Genomic DNA, 18617 nt, shown 5'->3' with positions numbered 1-18617 from the left:
CCGGTCGCTTGCTCACTTGGCGACTCCTTGTCGTTGAGAGAGTGGCGAGGAAGCGGGACCCGGCGGTGCCAGGGAGGGCTCCCGGCGTCCATCGCTCCTGGGCGCCGCGGGGCTCGCCCGCCGCTGGGCCTGGCGGGTCTCGATGTCGGCCCGCAACAGCAGCGCCATCATCACCGCGCTGACCAACAGGCTCGACCCGCCGTAGCTGAGCAGCGGCAGGGTCAGTCCCTTGGTGGGCAGCATGCCGCTGCTCACGGCGATATTGATGAAGGCCTGGGCGCCGACCACCAGGGCGATGCCGTAGCTGAGGTAGGCCGCGAAGGGCAGCTGGGCCAGCTCGGCACGGCGGCCCACCGCCATGGCCCGCCAGATCAGCAGCGCGAAGAGCCCCACCACCCCCACGGCGCCGAACAGGCCGAGCTCCTCGGCGAGCACCGCAAAGACGAAGTCGGTGTGGGCCTCGGGCAGGTAGAAGAGCTTCTGGACGCTGTTGCCGAGCCCCATGCCCAGCCAGCTGCCGCGGCCGAAGGCGATCAGCGCCTGGGTCAGCTGGTAGCCGCTGGCGAACTGGTCCGCCCAGGGGTCGGCGAAGCTGGCAAGGCGCGCCAGGCGGTAGGGCTCGGCGATGGCGAGCAGGGCCCCGCCGGCGGCGACCAGCAGCGCCAGCAGCAGGAAGCGCCCCCAGGGGGCCCCCGCCATCAGCAGCATGCCCATCACGCAGCCGGTCATCACCACCACGGCGCCGTAGTCCGGCTCGAGGATCAGCAGCAGGCCGATGATGGCAAGGATCAGCAGCGGGCGCAGGAAGGCGCCCCACTGCCGGCGCACCTGGGGCAGGAAGCGCTCCAGGTAGCCGGCCATGTAGGCGATCAGACAGAGCTTGGCGACCTCGGAGGCCTGCAGGTTGAAGGGCACCCCGGGGATCGAGATCCAGCGCTTGCTGCCGTTGATCTCGCGCCCCACCAGCAGCACCAGCACCAGCAGGGCGATGCCCACCAGCAGCAGCAGCGGGCCGTTGACCTTCCACCACCCCAGGGGGATGCGCAGCACGCAGGCGGCCGCGGCCAGCGCCATCACCAGGAAGAGGCCGTGACGGATGCTGAAGTACCAGGGATTGCCGGTCAGGCTCGCCGCCACCTCCGATGACGCCGAGGTGACCATCACCCAGCCGATCAGCATCAGCGACAGGGTCGCGATCAGAAGCCAGCCATCGAAGGGCTGGTCGCGGGTGGAGAGCCGCTCGCGAAGCCGGGAGAGCCGGGAGAACCGGGACGCGCGCTTCATGCCTGCTCCTCGGCCAGGTGGCGGCGCACCCAGCGCCGGAACACCTCGCCGCGCTCCTGGTAGTTGGCGAACTGGTCGAGGCTCGCACAGGCCGGCGAGAGCAGCACGCAGTCGCCGGGCTCGGCGATCGCCGCGGCCCGGGCCATGGCCGCGGTCAGGTCCTCCACCTCGGTCAGCGGCAGCCGCTCGCGCAGGGCACGCGCCAGGCGCTCGGCATCGAGGCCGAATAGGATCGCCTCGCGGCCGTAGCGGGCCAGGGGCTCGGCCAGGGGGGCGAAATCGGCCCCCTTGCCGACGCCGCCGGCCAGCAGGATCAGGCGGCCCGCCAGGGTCGGGCCGAGCCCGGCGATGGCGGCGAGCGTCGCCCCCACGTTGGTGCCCTTGGAGTCGTTGATCCAGCGCACGCCGCCCACCTCGGCCACCACCTCGCCGCGATGGGGCAGCCCCGGAAAGCGCCGCAGCACCCGGCACATCGGCTCCATGGGCAAGCCCAGCCGGCGCCCCATGGCGAGCGCGGCCAGGGCATTGGCCTGGTTGTGGCGACCGGCCAGGCGCACCTCGGCGGCGGGCATCAGCGGCGTGTCGCCGTGCATCAGCCAGTCGGCATCCCGGTGGCGGCCGATGCCCCACTCGCCGGCCTCGGGCGGGCGGGTGGTGAAGCTGTCCTGAAAGGGCAGCCGCTGCTCCGGCCAGGTGTTGGGGTCCTCGGCGTTGACCACCCCGTGACGCGCCCCGCGGAAGATGCCGAGCTTGGCGGCCCGATAGCCGGCCATGTCGCCGTGGCGGTCCAGGTGGTCCTCGGAGAGGTTGAGAAAGGCCGCGCTCTCGGCGCCGAGCCTGGGCGTGGTCTCGAGCTGGAAGCTCGAGAGCTCGAGCACGTAGAAGTCGGCATCGGGCTCGTCGGCGAGCAGGTCCAGGGCCGGGGTGCCCAGGTTGCCCCCCACCGCCACGCGACGACCGGCCTCGACGGCCATCTCCCCCACCAGGGTGGTCACGGTGGACTTGGCGTTGGAGCCGGTGATGGCCGCGATGGGCGCCCGGGCGGCGCGCACGAAGAGGGCGATCTCGCCGACCACCAGCGGCTCGCCGGTGGCCTCGCGGAGGCGCCCGTCCAGGACGTCGAGGCCCGGGGTGCGAGGGTCGATGCCGGGGCTCACCACCACCTCCTCCACCTCGGAGAGGTCGAGGGCGGTCAGCGGGCCGCAGTGGATGGCCACGCCGGGGTGGGCGGCATGGAAGTCGTCGATGCCCGGCGGCACGGCACGGGTATCGGCCACCATGTAGGGCACCCGCTGGCGCTCCAGATGGCGACAGATGGCGCGCCCCGAGATCCCGAGCCCGACCACCAGGGTGACGCCTGTCGGCACCTTGACCATATCCTGCTCCTTGCCCGCGTGGAGGGCCTCGCTCAGCGCACCTTGAGGGTGGCCAGGCCGATGAGCACCAGCACCACGGTGATGATCCAGAAACGCACGATGACCCGCGGCTCGGGCCAGCCCTTGAGCTCATAATGATGGTGCAGCGGGGCCATGCGGAAGATGCGCCGACCGGTGAGCTTGTAGGAGCCCACCTGCAGGATCACCGAGATGGTCTCCATCACGAAGATGCCACCCATGATGAAGAGCACGATCTCCTGGCGCACGATCACCGCCACCACGCCCAGCGCCGCCCCCAGCGCCAGGGCCCCCACGTCGCCCATGAAGACCTGGGCGGGATAGGTGTTGAACCACAGGAAGCCGAGCCCCGCGCCGGCGATGGTGGCGCAGAAGACGGCCAGCTCACCGGCCCCGGGAATGAAGGGGATCTGCAGGTAGTTGGCGAACACCGCATTGCCGGTGGCGTAGGCGAACACCGCCAGCCCCATGGCCACCAGCACGGTGGGCATGATCGCCAGGCCGTCGAGGCCGTCGGTGAGGTTCACCGCGTTGGAGCTGCCGACGATCACGAAGTAGGTCAGCACGATGAAGAACACCCCCATCGGCACCACCACGTCCTTGAACAGCGGCACAATCAGGCTGGTCTCCACCGGCGAGGCCGCGGTGGCGTAGAGCAGCACCGCGGCGGCCAGGCCGACCACCGACTGCCACAGGTACTTCCAGCGCGCGGGCAGGCCGCGGGGGTTCTTCTCCACCACCTTGCGATAGTCGTCGACCCAGCCGATGGCCCCGAAGCCCAGGGTCACCCCCAGCACGATCCAGACGTAGTGGTTGCCGAGATCGCCCCACAGCAGGGTGCTGACGGCGATGGCCATCAGGATCATGGCCCCGCCCATGGTGGGCGTGCCGGCCTTGGAGAGGTGTGACTGGGGGCCGTCGTCGCGCACCGCCTGCCCGATCTGGCGCTCGACCAGGCGGCGGATCATCACCGGCCCCAGCCACAGGCAGAGCCCGAGGGCGGTGATGGTGCCCAGGATCATGCGCAGGGTCAGGTAGTTGAAGACGTTGAAGGCGCTGAAGTAGTGCGCCAGGAACTCAGCCAGATAGAGCAGCATGTATCGCGTTCACCTTGATCGATCCTGGCGCAGTGCCGTCACCACCTGCTCCATGGCGGCACTGCGCGATCCCTTGACCAGCACGCTGGCGCCGGGAGGAAGATGGTGGAGGGCGTGACGCACCAGCGCCTCGCGCTCCTGGAAGTGGCGCCCGCCTGGGCCGAAGGCCCGGGAGGCGGCGCTGGCCGCCTCGCCGCAGGTACCGAGGAAGTCGATTCCCAGTTTCCGTGCGTAGTCTCCGATCTCGGCATGCAGCCGTTCGGACGCCTCCCCCAGTTCCCCCATGGCGCCCAGCAGGCACCAGTGGGGGCCGGGCAGCGTGACCAGCAGGTCGAGCGCCGCCCTCACCGCGCCGGGGTTGGCATTATAGGTATCATCCAGCAGGCGTGAGCCGTTGATGCCCGGCACGACGGAGAGCCTTCCTGGCATCGGCACCGCCTCGGCAAGGCCTGCCACCACCTCGTCGGGGGCCAGGCCCATGGCCAGCGCCGCCGCCGCCGCCGCCAGGGCATTGGCCACGTTGTGGCGCCCCAGCAGGCCGAGCCGCACGCGCCCCAGCTCGACGCCGTCGGCGACAAGCGTGAAAGCATAGCGCCCCAGGGCATCGCAGGCCAGCGCCCGGGCGGTGACCCGGGCGCGGGGATCGAGGCCAAAATCGCGCACCTCCCGCGGCGCGGCGAGGCGCGCCCAGGTGGCGAAGTAGGCGTCGTCGCGGTTGAGCACCGCCACCCCGTCGGCCGGCAGACCGGCGAGGATCTCCCCCTTGGCCTGGGCGATGCGCCCCATGCCGCCGAACTCGCCGACGTGGGCACCGGTGACGTTGGTGATCACCGCCACCCCGGGCTCGGCCAGCACGCTGGTCCAGGCGATCTCGCCGAGGTGGTTGGCGCCGAGCTCCACCACCGCCTGGCGGTGCTCGGGACCGAGCTCGAGCAGGGTCAGCGGCGCACCGAAGTCGTTGTTGAGGTTGCCCCGGGTGGCCAGGGTCGCCCCCCGCCGCGCCAGGATGACGGCCAGCATCTCCTTGACGGTGGTCTTGCCGCTGTTGCCGGTCACCGCCACCAGGGGGCCGCCCCAGGCGCGGCGCCGGGCGCGGCCGAGCAGCCCCAGGGCCAGGCGGGTATCGGCCACCTCGAGCAGCGCCAGGTTCTCCGGGCGTGCCCTGTCGGCCATGGTGCCGGCCTCGACCAGCGCCGCCGCGGCGCCGGCCTCCCGGGCCTTGTCGAGGAAGTCGTGGGCATCGAAGCGCTCGCCGCGCAGGGCGACGAACAGGCTGCCCGGGCTCAGCCGACGGGTATCGGTGACGATAGCGTCGATGGGCAGCTCCGCCGCCGGTGCCTCGAGGCCCAGCGCCTCGGCCACCTCGGCCAGGGTGGTCAATCCGCAGCGGCTCATGGCGTCGCCTCCCCGCCGGCAGGCGCCCGGGCGGCCAGGCCACGCTCGGCCTCGACCAGGTCCGAGAAGGGATGCCGCACGCCGGCGATCTCCTGATAGGTCTCGTGGCCCTTGCCGGCGATCAGCACCAGGTCCTCGGCGTCGGCATCAACCAGCACCCGGGAGATCGCCGCGCCGCGCCCGGCGATCTCCAGCGCCTGCCGGCGCGCCTCGGCGGAGAGCCCGGCCAGCACCGCCGCGCGGATCGCGGCCGGGTCCTCCCCGCGGGGATTGTCGTCGGTGACCACCAGGCGATCGGCGTGGCGCTCGGCGGCGGCCGCCATCAGCGCCCGCTTGCCCGGGTCGCGGTCGCCGCCGCAGCCGAACAGGCACCACAGCCGGCCATCCGCCGGCCGGTGGGCGCGCAGGGCGGCCAGGGCGTTGTCCAGGGCATCGGGAGTGTGGGCATAGTCGATCACCACGGTGGGGGCGCCGGGGCGCACCAGCGCCTCCATGCGCCCGGGCACCGGGGCGAGGCCCGCGGCGGCCTCAATGAGCTCGCCGGTGCCATGCCCGAGCCCGTAGAGGGTGGCGATGGCCAGCAGCACGTTGTCCAGATTGAAGCGGCCGAGCAGCGAGGTCTCCAGCACCCGCTCCCCCTCGGGGGTCGCCACCAGCGCCCGCTGGCCGGCGCCGTGGGGGTGCCAGTCGATGACCCGGAAGGTCACCGCCTCGCCCTGCCCGGTGGCCAGCACCCGCACCCGCCCCTCCTGACCACCGGGGAGCCCGGCCAGCATCAGCCGGGCCAGGGGATCGTCGGCGTTGACCACGGCAAGGCGCAGCTCCTCGCGGCGGAAGAGCCTCGCCTTGGCCGCGGCGTAGGCGGCCATGCTGCCGTGGTAGTCGAGGTGGTCGCGGGTCAGGTTGGTGAATACCGCCGCGGAGAGTCGGCAGCCGTCGAGGCGCCCCTGCTCCAGGGCGTGGGAGGAGACCTCCATGGCCACCCGGCGAACGCCCGCGCCGGCCAGCTCGGCCAGCGCCGCCTGCAGCGCCAGCGGCCCCGGCGTGGTCAGGCCGCCGTCGTGCAGGGCGCCGGGGCGCCCATGGCCGAGGGTGCCGACCAGGCCCGCCTCGATCCCGAGTGCCTGGCTCAGCTCGGCGATATAGTGGGTCACCGAGCTCTTGCCATTGGTACCGGTGACGCCAATCAGCTCCAGGGTGCCCGGCACGGCGAAGAGCTCGCGCCCCAGCTCGCCCAGCCGCTCGCGCAGGCCGGGCAACGGCAGCACGCGGGGATCGTCGGGGCAGGCGCGCCCATCGCCCGAGTGGCAGAGCACCGCACAGGCCCCGGCGGCCAGCGCCGCCGCGATGAAGTCGCGGCCGTCGGCGGCCACCCCGGGCACCGCCACGAACAGCGTGCCCGGCCCGACCCGGCGGCTGTCGGTTGAGAGCCCGAGGGTCGCCACGGCGAGTTCAGGCAAGGGGCGCACCTCGGGCCAGAGGCGCTGGAGGGTCGCCGTCAGGCGAGAGGGGGTCACCTGCATGGGTCGCCTCGCAGCTGTCGGATCGGGTGTGGGCTCAGGGTCATGGGGGCCTCAGCGGCTGCGCTGGTCGGGCGGCACGTCGAGCAGGCGCAGGGCGCTGCCGACGACGCGGGAGAAGACCGGCGCCGCCACGGCGCCGCCGAAATAGCTGTCACCACGAGGGTGGTCGATCATCACCACGGTGACGATGCGCGGGTCGGAAACCGGCGCGATACCGGCGAAGAGGCTGCGGTAGGCGTTCTGCACATAGCCGCCGGTACCGGTCTTGCGCACCGTGCCGGACTTCCCGGCCACCCGGTAGCCCGGCACCATGGCGCGCCGCGCCCCGGTGGTCGGCTGCACGGACTCCTCCATGATGCGCAGCAGGTCGTGAGCCACGGCGCGGTCGATGACCGGCTCCCCCGGCGGCGGCTCGGGGAGCTTGAGCAGCGACGGCGGCAGGCGTTCGCCGTGGTTGGCGATGGCGGTGTAGGCGCTGGCCAGCTGCAGCGCGGAGGTCGACAGGCCGTAGCCGTAGGAGAGCGCGGCCCACTGGCTGCGCGACCAGCGCACCGGCGCCGGCAGGGTACCGGTGGACTCGCCGGGGAAGCCGGTCTCGGGACTCTGGCCGAGGCCGAGCCGGCGGTAGAGGTCCGGCACCAGGGGGTCGTCGAGCTCCAGAACCAACTTCGACATGCCGATGTTGGAGGACTTCTCGAGGATGCCCGCGAGGTCGAGCCGGCCGTAGTTGCGGATATCGCGGATGGTGAAGCGGTCGATGCGCATCCAGCCCGGCGAGGTATCCACCACCACATCGCGGGGGAACTGGCCGCTCTCCATGATCGCCGCCATGGCCAGCGGCTTCATCACCGAGCCGGGCTCGAAGACGTCGACGATGGCCTGGTTGCGCAGGCCGCGGGGATCGAGGCCGGCGCGATTGTTCGGGTTGTAGGAGGGCTGGTTGGCCATGGCCAGCACCTCGCCGGTGCGGGCGTCCATCATCACCACCACGCCGCCGTCGGCATCATGCTCGGCCACCGCCGCCTTGAGCTCGCGGTAGGCCATGTACTGCAGGCGCTGGTCGATGGAAAGCGTCAGCTCGCCGCCGGGGCGGGCCTCGCGCAGCACCTCCAGGTCGCGCACCAGACGTCCGCGACGGTCCTTCAGCACGCGGCGCTGCCCCGGCTCCCCGGCCAGGTAGAACTGGTAGGCGAGCTCGAGGCCCTCCTGGCCCACGTCGTCGACGTTGGTGACGCCGAGCAGCTGCGCGGTCACCTCCCCCGCCGGGTAGTAGCGCTTGTACTCGTCCTGGCGATAGACCCCAGGAATGCGCAGGTCCAGCACCCGCTGGGCCGCTTCCGGGGTCAGCTGGCGGCGCAGGAACATGAACTCCCGGGAGGCGAAGCGCTCCAGGCGCGCGTCGAGGTCGTCGAGCTCCATGCCCAGCGCCCTGGCCAGCTGCAGGCGCTGAATGGGATCCTCCGGGACGTCCTGGGGATTGGCCCACAGGGTCACCACCGGCGTGGAGATGGCCAGGGGTTCGCCGTTGCGGTCGCTGATCATGCCGCGATGGGCGGGAATCGGGTCGGTACGCAGGGTGCGGGCGTCCCCCTGCCCCTGCAGGAAAGGGCGGTCCACCACGTGGAGGATGACAATACGCCCCACCAGCAAGCCCAGTGCCAACAGCACGATCCCCAGCATCAGGCCATAGCGCAGCCCCCCCATGGGTGCCATGGGGGGAGGGCGACGGGGCGAGACGCCGCTGCGGACCTCGGTGCTCATGGTCGGATCACCTCGACCTCGTACACATCGGGCAGGCGCATCTCCAGGCGCTCCATGGCCAGGCGCTCGATGCGCGCCGGCGACGACCAGGTGCTCTCCTCAAGCAGCAGCTGCCCCCACTCGGTCTGCAGCTGGTTCTGCTCGCGCTCGAGCTGCTGCAGGCGACCATACTGTTCACGGGTCAGGTGGCTGGTGGTGATCACCGCCAGGGCGCTGACCAGGCTGGCCACCAGCAGGGCGGCCACCACCAGCAGGGAGGGGCTGGGCCGCAGGACCAGCGGCCAGCCGAATCCGGATCTCGACGTTCGTCCCTGTGTCATATCGCCTCCCTCAGTAACGCTTGCGAGCCGCCCGCATCACCGCACTGCGTGCCCGGGGGTTCTCCTCGACCTCCTCGGGGCCAGCCCGCTGCGCCTTGCCCAGCGCCTCGAGGCGCCGCTCGAGCTCCGTATCGGCAATCGGCATGCCCCGCGGCAGGTGGGAATCGCCGCGCACGTGGTGGCGAATGAAGCGCTTGACCCGGCGATCCTCCAGGGAGTGGAAGCTGATGACCACCAGGTGGCCACCGGGAGCCAGGGCCTCCAGGGCCGCCTCCAGGGCCGCATCGAGCTGCTCGAGCTCACCGTTGACATGGATGCGCAGCGCCTGGAAGACCCGCGTCGCGGGATGCTTGTGCTTCTCCCAGGCGGGGTGAGCGACCTTGACCACCTCGGCCAGGTCCGCGGTGCGCAGAAAGGGCTGCTCGCCGCGACGGGCGACGATGGCTTTGGCCAGCCGGCGGGCGTAGCGCTCCTCGCCATACTCCTTGAACACCCGCGCCAGCTCGGCTTCGCTGGCGCGCGCGATGAAGGCAGCGGCGCTCTCCCCCTGGGTGGGGTCCATGCGCATGTCCAGGGGGCCGTCGCGAAGGAAGCTGAAGCCGCGCTCGGGGTCGTCAAGCTGCGGCGAGGAGACGCCCACGTCGAGCAGGATGCCGGCCAGCTGGCCGTGCACGCCGTGCTGCCCGGCGATCTCGCCCAGGCGGGCGAACTCCGCGCGCTCGATGGTGAAGCGGGTATCGTCGATGGCCGCGGCCTCGGCGATGGCCTCGGGGTCGCGGTCGATGGCGATCAGGCGCCCGGCCGGCGAGAGCCGGGCGAGGATGGCGCGGGAGTGGCCCCCGCGGCCGAAGGTGCCGTCCAGGTAGACCCCGTCGGTGTCGTGCACCAGGGCCTCCACGGCGCCGTCGAGCAGGACGCTGGCATGACGGAAGCCGCGCGAGGCAGTATCAGGTGCGGATGACGACATGCGTATCTCGATCATGGGCTGGCGGGTCGGCCACAGACCGCACGCTCAGGGGTGGAAATCAGGGGGGAGCCGGCCGATAAGCCGGGTTCTGTCGTGGACAGTCATTCCTCTAGGGGGCGCGTCACCGCGACCCTCAAGCAACCTACCCGAACCCGACGCGGGCCACGTCATGGGGTTCCTATTTGGTCTTGCTCCGAGTGGGGTTTACCGTGCCACGCACTGTTACCAGGCGCGCGGTGCGCTCTTACCGCACCCTTTCACCCTTACCGGCCTCCCGAAGGAGACGTAGGCGGTCTGCTCTCTGCTGCACTTTCCGTCGGCTCACGCCGCCCAGGCGTTACCTGGCACTCTGCCCTGTGGAGCCCGGACTTTCCTCCCCCGGATCACTCCGGCGGCGACTGTCTGGCCGACTCCCGCGGCAAGGATAACAGCGCCCCGCAGGCCCCTCAATGCCTGATCGCGGCTCAACCCGCATCCTTGAGAGCCTGGGCGCGGGCATACCAGGCCTTTTTGGCGCCCCCCACCACCCGCGCCGCCACCGAGGCCGCCTGCTTGACGCCAACGCCCTCGGCCAGCAGCGCGGCGAGCAGCGCCTCACCCTCCACCACCGAGGCCCCCTCTTCCACGCGGGGGGCGGCACCGGCCACCATCACCACGAACTCGCCGCGGGCCTGGTCGGGGTCGGCCTCCATGCGCGCCAGCAGCTCGTCCGCCGAGCCGTCGAGGAAGGTCTCGAAGGCCTTGGTCAGCTCCCGGGCCAGCACCAGGCGCCGCTCGCCGACCACCGTCGCCAGGTCGGCCAGGGTGTCGCGGATGCGATGGGGCGACTCGTAGAAGACCAGGGTCTCCTCCCGGGCGGCCAGCGCCTCGAGGCGCGCCCGGCGTCCGCTCCCCTTGGCCGGCAGGAATCCCTGGAAGGTGAAGCGGTCGGTGGGCAGGCCCGCCGCCGAGAGCGCGGCCACCAGAGCGCAGGCGCCCGGTACCGGCACGATGCGCCGCCCCCGGGCGCGCAGCTCGCGTACCAGAACGAAGCCCGGATCGCTGATCAGCGGCGTGCCGGCGTCGGAGACCAGGGCGATGGACTGGCCGGCCACCAGCCGGGCGTCCAGCTGCTCGACCCGCGCCGCCTCGTTATGCTCATGCAACGAGAGCAGCGGCACCGAGAGCCCCAGGTGGCGCAGCAGCCGGCCGGTATGGCGGGTATCCTCGGCGGCGATCAGCGCCACTTCGCCCAGCAGCCGCGCGGCGCGCGGGCTCAGGTCCTCCAGATTCCCAATCGGCGTGGCGACCACGTACAATGAGGCTGAGTTAGCGTCTGACACTTGTGGCTCCTCGGCGCAATGACCGACACAACGGACTAAGGATGGATTCATGCGGATACCCACTCGCGGCCTGCTGGCCACCGCGCTCCTTGCGCTGCTGCTGGCGGGCTGTGCCACGGCACCGGGCATCGTCGATCGCGTGACGGAAGACGACCCCGCACGCCTGCTCGAACAGGCCGGCCAGCAGGAGCCGACCCAGGCAGCCAGGAGCCGGCTCGAGGCGGCCGACATCCTAGCACGCCAGGGGGAACGCACCCAGGCGCTTCGGGTCGCCTCCGACATCGACGATAGCCTGCTCGAGGGCCCGCAGCGCGCCCGCTGGGCCCTGCTGCTGGCCGACCTCGGCGAGGCGCTGGGCGAGCCGCAGGCGGTGATCCAGGCCACCCGTGACCTGGATGAGCTCGCCCTGGAGCCCGCCCAGGTCAGGGCCCTGCGCGAGCGGATGGGCCTGGCGCTGCTGGCCGAGGACGAGCCCGCCGGCGCCGCACGGGCGCTGCTGCGCGTCCAGGCCGAGACCGATGACGTGGCGCTCAACGATCCGATCTGGGAGGCCCTCATCCGCATGGACCACCAGGCCATCAGCGCCCTGGCCCAGGACGAGGACGCCCTGACCCGGGGCTGGCTCGAGCTCACCGAGCTCTACCGCGCAAGCGGCGGCGATATCGAGCGCTTCCTTGAGCGCCTGGAGGAGTGGCGCAGCCGCAACGGCCGCCATCCGGCGGCCCGCCAGCTGCCCGCCGACCTCGCCGCTCTGGGCGAGCTGCGCGGCCTGGAGGTGCGCCATATTGCCGTACTGCTGCCGGAGTCCGGCCCCTTGGCGCGCCCCGCCGCGGCCATCGCCGAAGGCATGCGCACCCAACATCGCAGCAGCGGAGGCGACATCCGCCTGAGCTTCATCGACGCCGCCAGCGGCGACCTCGAATCGCTCTATCGCGAGGCCGAGAGCCGTGGCGCCCAGGTGGTGATCGGCCCCCTGGACAAGGACCAGGTGAGCCAGCTCGAGGCGCGCGACCGCGTGCCGCTGCCCACCCTGGCGCTCAACTACGGCCATGCCGAACGCAACCGCGCCGACGGGCTCTTCCAGTACGGCCTCTCCGCCGAGGACGAGGCACGCCAGGCCGCCGTCCGCACCTGGCGGGACGGCCATCGCCGCGCCGCCCTGCTGGTGCCCGATAACGACTGGGGGCGCCGCGTCGGCGAGGCGTTCTGGAACGAGTGGCAGGCCCTGGGCGGTGAGGTGACCAACGCCGTGCGCTACAACCCCGGCGCCCCGGCCACCGAGAGCACCCGCCGCGCCATCAGCAACCCGCGCCCGGACGCGCTCTTCCTCCTGGGCCTGCCGGACTACGCCCGCCAGGTGCCGCCCACCCTGGACTACTTCAACGCCAGCCGGCTGCCGGTCTATGCCACCTCGCACCTCTTCGAGGGGAGCATCAATCCGCGGCTCGACAACGACCTGAACGACGTCCAGTTCCTCGACATCCCCTGGCAGATCCCCGAGGCCGCCGTGGGCGGCGTCGAGGTGCTGCCCTTCCTCGACAGTTACCGTTCGCTGCGCGAGGAGTCGGACCCCACGGTGTTCCGCCTGCAGGCCATGGGCGTGGACGCCTTCGAACTGGCCCGCCGCCTGCCCCAGCTGCAGGCCATCCCCGGCAGTGAAGTGCAGGGCGCCACCGGCACCCTGCGTCCGGGCAGCGACGGCCGCATCGAGCGCCAGCTGCCCTGGGCTCGCTTCGTCAACGGCGTCCCCCAGCCGATCCTGATTCCCGGGCTCTTCGGCGATGAACGGACCCCGTGATGCCCGCGCCCGCGGCGAGGTCATCGAGCGCCTCGCCGCGGCCTGGCTCGCCGAGCGCGGCCTGGCCCTGGAGGCGGTGAACCAGCACGCCAAGGGAGGCGAACTCGACCTGGTGATGCGCGACGGCGAGACCCTGGTGTTCGTCGAGGTGCGCCACCGGGCCGACAGCCGCCACGGCCACCCGCTGGAGACCGTCACCCCCTCCAAGCAGCGCCGCCTGATCCGGGCCGCGCGTTTTTATCTCCATCGCAACCGGCTATCATGTCCCTGCCGCTTCGATGTGCTGGCCGTCACCGGCCTGCCGCCCCACCTCGAGTACGACTGGGTCGCCAACGCCTTCGAGGCGTACTGACCGGTCACGTCACACTGCCAAAGGACCCGGACGCCACATGGATTTCCAGCAGCGCATTCTCGGCCATTTCAACGCCAGCATCGACACCAAGACCTACGCCAGCGAGGTGCTGCCGCCCTTTATCGAGGTGGCCAGCCAGATGATGGTCCAGTGCCTGGTCAACGAGGGCAAGATCCTGGCCTGCGGCAACGGCGGCAGCGCCGGCGACAGCCAGCACTTCTCCTCCGAGCTGCTCAACCGCTTCGAGCGCGAGCGCCCCAGCCTGCCGGCCCTGGCGCTGACCACCGACACCTCGACGCTGACCTCCATCGCCAACGACTACAGCTACAACGAGGTCTTCTCCAAGCAGATCCGCGCCCTGGGGCAGCCCGGCGACATCCTGCTGGCGATCTCCACCAGCGGCAACTCGGCCAACGTCATCCAGGCCATCCAGGCCGCCCACGACCGCGACATGACGGTAGTGGCGCTGACCGGACGCGACGGCGGCAACATGGCCTCGCTGCTTGGCCAGGACGACTGCGAGATCCGCGTCCCGGCCACCTCCACGGCCCGCATCCAGGAAGTGCACCTGCTGGTGATCCACTGCCTCTGCGACCTGATCGACGAACAACTCTTCGGTACAAGCGAGTAAAGCCCATGACCCGCAAGCCCCTGCTCACCTCCCTGCTGCTGGCCACCGCCCTGGGCGTCGCCGGCTGCACCACCGTCACCGGCGTCACCCACCAGGGCACCATCGACGAGAACTACGGCAAGCGCACCGTCGGCACTCAGGTCGAGGATCAGAACATCGAGACCAAGATCAGCCACAACCTGCGCCGCACCGATGCCCGCCTGGGCGACGCCCGCATCAACGTCGACGCCTACAACGGCGTGGTGCTGCTCACCGGCCAGGTGCCGAGCCAGGAGCTCAAGGAGAAGGCCAGCCAGGTCGCCCGCGAGGTGCGCAACGTGCGCGAGGTGCACAACGAGCTCTCCGTGGCTGCCAACCTCCCGGCCAGCCAGCGCCTCTCGGACTCCTGGCTCAACACCCGCATCCGCACCAGCCTTGCCGCCAACGAGCGCATCGACTCGGGGCGGATCCGCGTGATCACCGAGAATGCCAGCGTCTACCTGATGGGTATCGTCAGCCGCGCCGAAGGCGACCGCATCGTCGACGCCGTCTCCAACGTCGGCGGCATGCAGCGCATCGTCAAGGTGTTCGACTACACCGACTGAGGGCGGCCTCCCCGAAAGAAGCGGAAGCCGCAAACGCGAAACGGCAGGCCAGTGGCCTGCCGTTTCGCGTTGTTGGCGCCGTGCCGAGACCTGGGCGAGGCGCTACTTGATCACTCTGAGCGAGGGCTTGCGCTTGCGCGGCGTCCCGTCGGCCTTCTCGGCACCACCCTGCTCGCCCCCCTCGCTCCGGGGCGCGCCGGGCGCTTCACCGTCGCCCTCCACGCTGGTCAGGCTCGGCCCCTCCTCGCTGGGCGCCTCGGCGCCGGCCAGCACCGGCTCATGGCCGAATACCATGCCCACGCCGTTCTCGCGGGCGTAGATGGCCACCAGGGCCGAGGTGGGCACCATCACCCGCATCGGCTGGCCGCCGAAACGGGCGGAGAAACCCAGCGCCTCGTTCTCCATGAAGAGGTCCCGCACCGCGCCGGGCGAGAGGTTGAGCACGATCTGCCCGTTCTGGACGAACTGCCGCGGCACTTCCACGCCGGGCTGCTCCGCATCGACCACGATATAGGGGGTCAGGTCGTTGTCCAGCAGCCACTGATACAGGGCTCTGGCCAGATAGGGGCGACTCGACTCGGGGCGACTGGATGACATCGTCAGGCCCTCCGGATTGCGGCCCCCGGCCAGGCCGGGGGCGGTGTATTCAGCTGCGCATCTCGCGCTCGATTTCGCTCAGCGAGGCCTTGAAGCCCTCACGCTCGAAGACCCGCTCCATGTAGCCGAGCAGCGGCTTGACCTGCTTCTCGGGCAGCTCGATGCCGAGTGCCGGGAGACGCCAGAGCAACGGCGCCAGGCAGCAGTCCACCAGGGTGAACTCCTCGCTCATGAAGTAGGGCATGTCCTCGAAGATCGGCGAGATGCCGATCAGGCTCTCGCGCAGCTCCTTGCGCGCCTTGTCCGCCTCCTTCTTGGGCCCCTTCTCGATCTGCTCGACCAGCGGGCACCACTCGCGCTCGACGCGATGCATCCACAGCCGGCTCTGGGCACGGGCGACCGGGTAGACCGGCAGCAGCGGCGGATGGGGGAAGCGTTCGTCCAGGTACTCCATCATCACCTTGGACTCGTAGAGCACCAGCTCGCGATCCAGCAGGGTGGGCACGCTGTTGTAGGGGTTGAGGTCGGCAAGCTCCTCGGGGTGCTGCTCGTCGGTGACCTCGACGATGTCCACCGCCACGCCCTTCTCGGCGAGCACGATCCGCACGCGATGGCTGAAGTGATCAGCACCACCCGAGTAGAAGATCATCGACGACCGCTTGGCCACTACACCCATGAAAGAATCCTCGCTTCAGTTCGAACGGCAATGATAACACGACAGCGGACAGCGGGAGGCCGTGCTCCGGCTGCCAGCAGAAACCACAGGGGGCGCATGACCCTCGGCCATGCGCCCCCGAACGTCACCACCGCAGTGGATCAGTGGATATCGCGCCAGTACTCACGCTTCAGCAGGTAGGCGATGACACCGAAAATGAAGATGAAGATCAACACCTTGGGCGCCAGAGCCTGGGCCTGGAGCTTGGAAGGCTCACCCACGTAGACCAGGAAGTTGGTCAGGTCGTACATGGCCTCCTCGAACTCGTCCGGCTCCATGCTGCCCGGGCGAGTGATCTGCAGCACCTCGCAGGACTGGTACTTGCCGGTCAGCGGGTCCAGCTCGGCGCCCGGCAGCGGCCGGTCGCTCTCGCTGCACACCATCTCCTGCACGCCCTGCAGGGGCTCGAGCACGTTGGGCATGGCCGACGCCTCGAGCACGGTGTTGTTGACGCCGAGCGGCTGGCTGGGATCACGATAGAACCCCAGCAGATAGGAGTAGATGTAATCCGCTCCCCGCAGGCGGCTGAACAGCGTCAGATCGGGCGGCGCCACACCGAACCAGTTCTCGGAGTCGCCCGGCTGCATGGCAACGTGCATCTGGTCGTTGAAGGCCAACTCGCTGGAGAAGATCAGATTCTCCTCGATCAGGTCCTGGGGAATACCCAGGTCGGCAGCAGAGCGGGCGAAACGATGGTGCTCCAGAGAGTGGCAGCCCATGCAGTAGTTGACGTAGAGCTGCTTGCCACGCTGCAGGGACGCCGTGTCGCTGAGGTCCGGCGTCATCGAGTGCGGCATGTCCGGCAGCGGAGCTGCCATGGCCGCGAACGGCACCAGCGCGAAGAGCAGTGCGAAGAGTTGCTTTTTCATTAGCCAGTCACCCTCTCCGGAACGGGTTTGGTCTTCTCCAGCCTGGTGTAGATCGGCATCAGCAGGAAGAAGGCGAAGTAGATCGCGGTGCACAGCTGCGCCACCGCGGTGCGGAGCCCTGTGGCCGGGATGGCGCCCAGGATGCCCAGGACCACGAAGCTGATGGCGAACAGCGTCAGCATCACCTTGGACATCCAGCCCTTGTAGCGCATGGAGCGCACCGGGCTGCGATCGAGCCAGGGCAACACGAAGAGCACCGCGATGGCGCCGCCCATGAAGAGCACGCCGAGGAACTCGGCCTGAAGCGGACCAATGTTGAAGGTGATCGCACGCAGGATCGCGTAGAAGGGCGTGAAGTACCAGACCGGCGCGATATGGTCCGGCGTCACCATCGGGTTGGCGGGCTCGAAGTTCGGACGCTCGAGGAAGTAGCCGCCGCCCTCCGGGAAGTAGAAGATCACCGCCGCGAAGACGAACAGGAACACGGCCACGCCGACGATGTCCTTCACCGTGTAGTAGGGGTGGAAGGGGATGCCGTCCAGCGGTTTGCCGGTCTCGTCCTTCTTCTCCTTGATGTCGATGCCGTCCGGGTTGTTGGACCCCACCTCATGCAGGGCAATCAGGTGCAGCACCACCAGCGCCAGGATCACGATGGGCAGGGCCACCACGTGCAGGGCGAAGAAGCGATTCAGGGTGATACCGGAGATCAGGAAGTCACCACGAATCCACTGGGCCAGGTCGGGACCGATGAACGGGATGGTGGCAAACAGCGAGATGATCACCTGGGCGCCCCAGTAGGACATCTGGCCCCAGGGCAGCAGGTAGCCCATGAAGGCCTCGGCCATCAGCAGCAGGTAGATGGCCATGCCGAAGATCCACACCAGCTCGCGGGGCGCCTTGTAGGAGCCGTAGAGCAGGCCGCGGAACATGTGCAGGTAGATCACCACGAAGAAGGCCGACGCACCGGTGGAGTGCATATAGCGAATCAGCCAGCCGTACTCCACGTCGCGCATGATGTACTCGACGGAAGCGAAGGCGCCCTCTCCAGAGGGGTTGTAGCTCATGGTCAGCCAGACGCCGGTGAGGATCTGGTTGACCAGCACCAGCAGGGCCAGCGAGCCGAAGAAGTACCAGAAGTTGAAGTTCCTGGGCGCGTAGTACTTGGTCAGGTGGTCCTGAACCATCTGGGTGGCGGGAAAGCGATCATCGACCCAGCGCATCAGGCCCTTCTCCGCCTTCGCCTTGTTCGGGTTACCCATCAGGCAGTCTCCTCGTCTTCACCGACAATGATGATGTCGTCGGTCTCGAAGCGATACGGCGGCACCTCCAGGTTACTGGGCGCCGGCACGTTGCGGAATACGCGACCCGCCAGGTCGAAGTAGGAGCCGTGGCAGGGGCAGAAGAAACCGCCCGGCCAGCCACTCATGTCGACCGCATCGGGCTCGGGACGGTAGAGCGGCGAGCAGCCCAGGTGGGTGCAGATGCCGATCAGCACGCCGATCTCGGGGCGAATGGAGCGCAGCGGGCCGCTGATGTAGGCGGGCTGCTGCTGCACCTGCGAGTCAGGATCGGACAGACGAGAGCCGTCGAAGCTCTCGGTGCGCTCGATCATCTCCGGCGTGCGGTTGATGATCCATACCGGCCGACCGCGCCACTCGACGGTCATGCGCTGCCCCAGCTCAAGCTTGGAGATATCCGCCTGAACCGGCGCACCCGCCGCTCTCGCCCTGGCACTGGGCTGCCAGGAAGCCACAAAGGGGACCGCTACCCCGACGGCACCCACCGCACCCACGACGGTGGTGGCACCTACGAGGAAACGGCGCCGACCCTTGTTTACGCCGTTATCTGCCATTTCAAGGTTTCTCCCATCAGCTTACCCGTTGATCCATCACGGGCGGAAAAGCATCCCGCGACCACGGATACCAAATGCGCACTATAGTAAGAAAATGCGGCTCACCATACAAGGACAATGACCCTTGACGAAGGTGTAACACGCCCGTCAAATCAT

The 18617-nt window shown here is 69.8% G+C and carries 18 protein-coding genes and 1 other RNA gene; 4 read left to right on the top strand and 15 right to left on the bottom strand.

What is annotated here, in order from left to right; all coding sequences use genetic code 11:
• Window positions 1–12 precede the first annotated feature (12 nt).
• The 10 genes from ftsW to rsmI all read right to left on the bottom strand — a co-directional run bounded on the left by ftsW (window position 13) and on the right by rsmI (window position 11039).
• Window positions 13–1284: a putative lipid II flippase FtsW gene (ftsW, locus tag D1793_RS02985; protein ID WP_119020820.1), complete on the bottom strand. Its 1272-nt coding sequence runs from the start codon at window positions 1282–1284 to the stop codon at window positions 13–15.
• On the bottom strand, window positions 1281–2660 hold the full coding sequence (murD, locus tag D1793_RS02980; protein ID WP_119020819.1) for a UDP-N-acetylmuramoyl-L-alanine--D-glutamate ligase: 1380 nt from the start codon (window positions 2658–2660) through the stop codon (window positions 1281–1283). Before murD ends, ftsW begins: the two co-directional genes overlap by 4 nt.
• A 32-nt stretch (window positions 2661–2692) precedes the next feature.
• Entirely contained in the window at window positions 2693–3775 is a 1083-nt protein-coding gene (gene mraY, locus D1793_RS02975; RefSeq protein WP_119020818.1) for a phospho-N-acetylmuramoyl-pentapeptide-transferase, read from the bottom strand.
• A gap of 9 nt (window positions 3776–3784) precedes the next feature.
• Window positions 3785–5170, bottom strand: a complete 1386-nt coding sequence (gene murF, locus D1793_RS02970; protein WP_119020817.1) for a UDP-N-acetylmuramoyl-tripeptide--D-alanyl-D-alanine ligase — start codon at window positions 5168–5170, stop codon at window positions 3785–3787.
• A complete protein-coding gene (locus D1793_RS02965; protein WP_119020816.1) occupies window positions 5167–6693 on the bottom strand; it encodes a UDP-N-acetylmuramoyl-L-alanyl-D-glutamate--2,6-diaminopimelate ligase in 1527 nt (508 codons plus the stop codon). The genes murF and D1793_RS02965 overlap by 4 nt, the downstream gene beginning before the upstream one ends.
• A 51-nt stretch (window positions 6694–6744) precedes the next feature.
• Window positions 6745–8454 (bottom strand): penicillin-binding transpeptidase domain-containing protein, encoded by a 1710-nt coding sequence (locus tag D1793_RS02960; protein ID WP_119020815.1) that lies wholly within the window; start codon window positions 8452–8454, stop codon window positions 6745–6747.
• Window positions 8451–8774 carry a cell division protein FtsL gene (gene ftsL, locus D1793_RS02955; protein ID WP_119020814.1) on the bottom strand — a complete coding sequence of 108 codons (324 nt, stop codon included), beginning with the start codon at window positions 8772–8774 and terminating at the stop codon, window positions 8451–8453. The genes D1793_RS02960 and ftsL overlap by 4 nt, the downstream gene beginning before the upstream one ends.
• A gap of 10 nt (window positions 8775–8784) precedes the next feature.
• Complete coding sequence (rsmH, locus tag D1793_RS02950) at window positions 8785–9741, bottom strand: 16S rRNA (cytosine(1402)-N(4))-methyltransferase RsmH (RefSeq protein WP_119020813.1); 957 nt, start codon at window positions 9739–9741, stop codon at window positions 8785–8787.
• A 61-nt stretch (window positions 9742–9802) separates the two neighbouring features.
• Window positions 9803–10155: RNase P RNA component class A (gene rnpB, locus D1793_RS02945), an RNA gene on the bottom strand.
• 50 nt (window positions 10156–10205) lie between these two features.
• Window positions 10206–11039 carry a 16S rRNA (cytidine(1402)-2'-O)-methyltransferase gene (gene rsmI / locus D1793_RS02940; RefSeq protein WP_240407757.1) on the bottom strand — a complete coding sequence of 278 codons (834 nt, stop codon included), beginning with the start codon at window positions 11037–11039 and terminating at the stop codon, window positions 10206–10208.
• Between the two features lie 73 nt (window positions 11040–11112).
• Here rsmI and D1793_RS02935 point away from each other — a divergent pair, with 73 nt between their 5' ends.
• Genes D1793_RS02935 through D1793_RS02920 form a run of 4 tightly spaced genes read left to right on the top strand, consistent with a single transcriptional unit; the run spans window position 11113 to window position 14428 of the window.
• Window positions 11113–12861 (top strand): penicillin-binding protein activator, encoded by a 1749-nt coding sequence (locus D1793_RS02935; protein WP_119020811.1) that lies wholly within the window; start codon window positions 11113–11115, stop codon window positions 12859–12861.
• Window positions 12845–13213, top strand: coding sequence for a YraN family protein (locus tag D1793_RS02930; protein WP_119020810.1), 369 nt, complete (start codon window positions 12845–12847; stop codon window positions 13211–13213). Before D1793_RS02935 ends, D1793_RS02930 begins: the two co-directional genes overlap by 17 nt.
• Window positions 13214–13250: 37 nt before the next feature.
• Window positions 13251–13844, top strand: a complete 594-nt coding sequence (locus D1793_RS02925; protein WP_110068125.1) for a phosphoheptose isomerase — start codon at window positions 13251–13253, stop codon at window positions 13842–13844.
• A 5-nt stretch (window positions 13845–13849) separates the two neighbouring features.
• Window positions 13850–14428, top strand: a complete 579-nt coding sequence (locus D1793_RS02920) for a BON domain-containing protein (RefSeq protein ID WP_119020809.1) — start codon at window positions 13850–13852, stop codon at window positions 14426–14428.
• Window positions 14429–14530: 102 nt separating this feature from the next.
• Here the strand turns inward: D1793_RS02920 and D1793_RS02915 are convergent, their stop codons facing one another.
• The 5 genes from D1793_RS02915 to petA all read right to left on the bottom strand — a co-directional run bounded on the left by D1793_RS02915 (window position 14531) and on the right by petA (window position 18461).
• On the bottom strand, window positions 14531–15025 hold the full coding sequence (locus D1793_RS02915) for a ClpXP protease specificity-enhancing factor (RefSeq protein WP_119020808.1): 495 nt from the start codon (window positions 15023–15025) through the stop codon (window positions 14531–14533).
• 49 nt (window positions 15026–15074) lie between these two features.
• Window positions 15075–15701 carry a stringent starvation protein SspA gene (gene sspA, locus D1793_RS02910; RefSeq protein ID WP_119020807.1) on the bottom strand — a complete coding sequence of 209 codons (627 nt, stop codon included), beginning with the start codon at window positions 15699–15701 and terminating at the stop codon, window positions 15075–15077.
• Window positions 15702–15841: 140 nt separating this feature from the next.
• Window positions 15842–16609, bottom strand: coding sequence for a cytochrome c1 (locus D1793_RS02905; RefSeq protein ID WP_119020806.1), 768 nt, complete (start codon window positions 16607–16609; stop codon window positions 15842–15844).
• Window positions 16609–17868, bottom strand: a complete 1260-nt coding sequence (locus D1793_RS02900; protein ID WP_119020805.1) for a cytochrome bc complex cytochrome b subunit — start codon at window positions 17866–17868, stop codon at window positions 16609–16611. Before D1793_RS02900 ends, D1793_RS02905 begins: the two co-directional genes overlap by 1 nt.
• A complete protein-coding gene (gene petA, locus D1793_RS02895; RefSeq protein WP_119020804.1) occupies window positions 17868–18461 on the bottom strand; it encodes a ubiquinol-cytochrome c reductase iron-sulfur subunit in 594 nt (197 codons plus the stop codon). Before petA ends, D1793_RS02900 begins: the two co-directional genes overlap by 1 nt.
• Window positions 18462–18617: the final 156 nt, after the last annotated feature.

The organism is Halomonas sp. JS92-SW72, from assembly GCF_003547075.1.
Classification (GTDB): Bacteria; Pseudomonadota; Gammaproteobacteria; order Pseudomonadales; family Halomonadaceae; genus Halomonas; species Halomonas alkalicola.
Note: the sequence above shows the minus strand (reverse complement) of the source record. Positions and strands in the feature narration are given on the sequence as shown.

What these genes read in the sequence shown, in the direction of transcription:
- D1793_RS02905 (WP_119020806.1), bottom strand. Translation starts at nt 16,609, where the DNA reads ATGAAAAAGCAACTCTTCGCACTGCTCTTCGCGCTGGTGCCGTTCGCG.
- rsmH (WP_119020813.1), bottom strand. Translation starts at nt 9,741, where the DNA reads ATGTCGTCATCCGCACCTGATACTGCCTCGCGCGGCTTCCGTCATGCC.
- ftsL (WP_119020814.1), bottom strand. Translation starts at nt 8,774, where the DNA reads ATGACACAGGGACGAACGTCGAGATCCGGATTCGGCTGGCCGCTGGTC.
- D1793_RS02965 (WP_119020816.1), bottom strand. Translation starts at nt 6,693, where the DNA reads ATGCAGGTGACCCCCTCTCGCCTGACGGCGACCCTCCAGCGCCTCTGG.
- D1793_RS02915 (WP_119020808.1), bottom strand. Translation starts at nt 15,025, where the DNA reads ATGTCATCCAGTCGCCCCGAGTCGAGTCGCCCCTATCTGGCCAGAGCC.
- D1793_RS02960 (WP_119020815.1), bottom strand. Translation starts at nt 8,454, where the DNA reads ATGAGCACCGAGGTCCGCAGCGGCGTCTCGCCCCGTCGCCCTCCCCCC.
- D1793_RS02920 (WP_119020809.1), top strand. Translation starts at nt 13,850, where the DNA reads ATGACCCGCAAGCCCCTGCTCACCTCCCTGCTGCTGGCCACCGCCCTG.
- D1793_RS02935 (WP_119020811.1), top strand. Translation starts at nt 11,113, where the DNA reads ATGCGGATACCCACTCGCGGCCTGCTGGCCACCGCGCTCCTTGCGCTG.
- D1793_RS02925 (WP_110068125.1), top strand. Translation starts at nt 13,251, where the DNA reads ATGGATTTCCAGCAGCGCATTCTCGGCCATTTCAACGCCAGCATCGAC.
- D1793_RS02900 (WP_119020805.1), bottom strand. Translation starts at nt 17,868, where the DNA reads ATGGGTAACCCGAACAAGGCGAAGGCGGAGAAGGGCCTGATGCGCTGG.
- petA (WP_119020804.1), bottom strand. Translation starts at nt 18,461, where the DNA reads ATGGCAGATAACGGCGTAAACAAGGGTCGGCGCCGTTTCCTCGTAGGT.
- murF (WP_119020817.1), bottom strand. Translation starts at nt 5,170, where the DNA reads ATGAGCCGCTGCGGATTGACCACCCTGGCCGAGGTGGCCGAGGCGCTG.
- sspA (WP_119020807.1), bottom strand. Translation starts at nt 15,701, where the DNA reads ATGGGTGTAGTGGCCAAGCGGTCGTCGATGATCTTCTACTCGGGTGGT.
- murD (WP_119020819.1), bottom strand. Translation starts at nt 2,660, where the DNA reads ATGGTCAAGGTGCCGACAGGCGTCACCCTGGTGGTCGGGCTCGGGATC.
- mraY (WP_119020818.1), bottom strand. Translation starts at nt 3,775, where the DNA reads ATGCTGCTCTATCTGGCTGAGTTCCTGGCGCACTACTTCAGCGCCTTC.
- D1793_RS02930 (WP_119020810.1), top strand. Translation starts at nt 12,845, where the DNA reads ATGAACGGACCCCGTGATGCCCGCGCCCGCGGCGAGGTCATCGAGCGC.
- ftsW (WP_119020820.1), bottom strand. Translation starts at nt 1,284, where the DNA reads ATGAAGCGCGCGTCCCGGTTCTCCCGGCTCTCCCGGCTTCGCGAGCGG.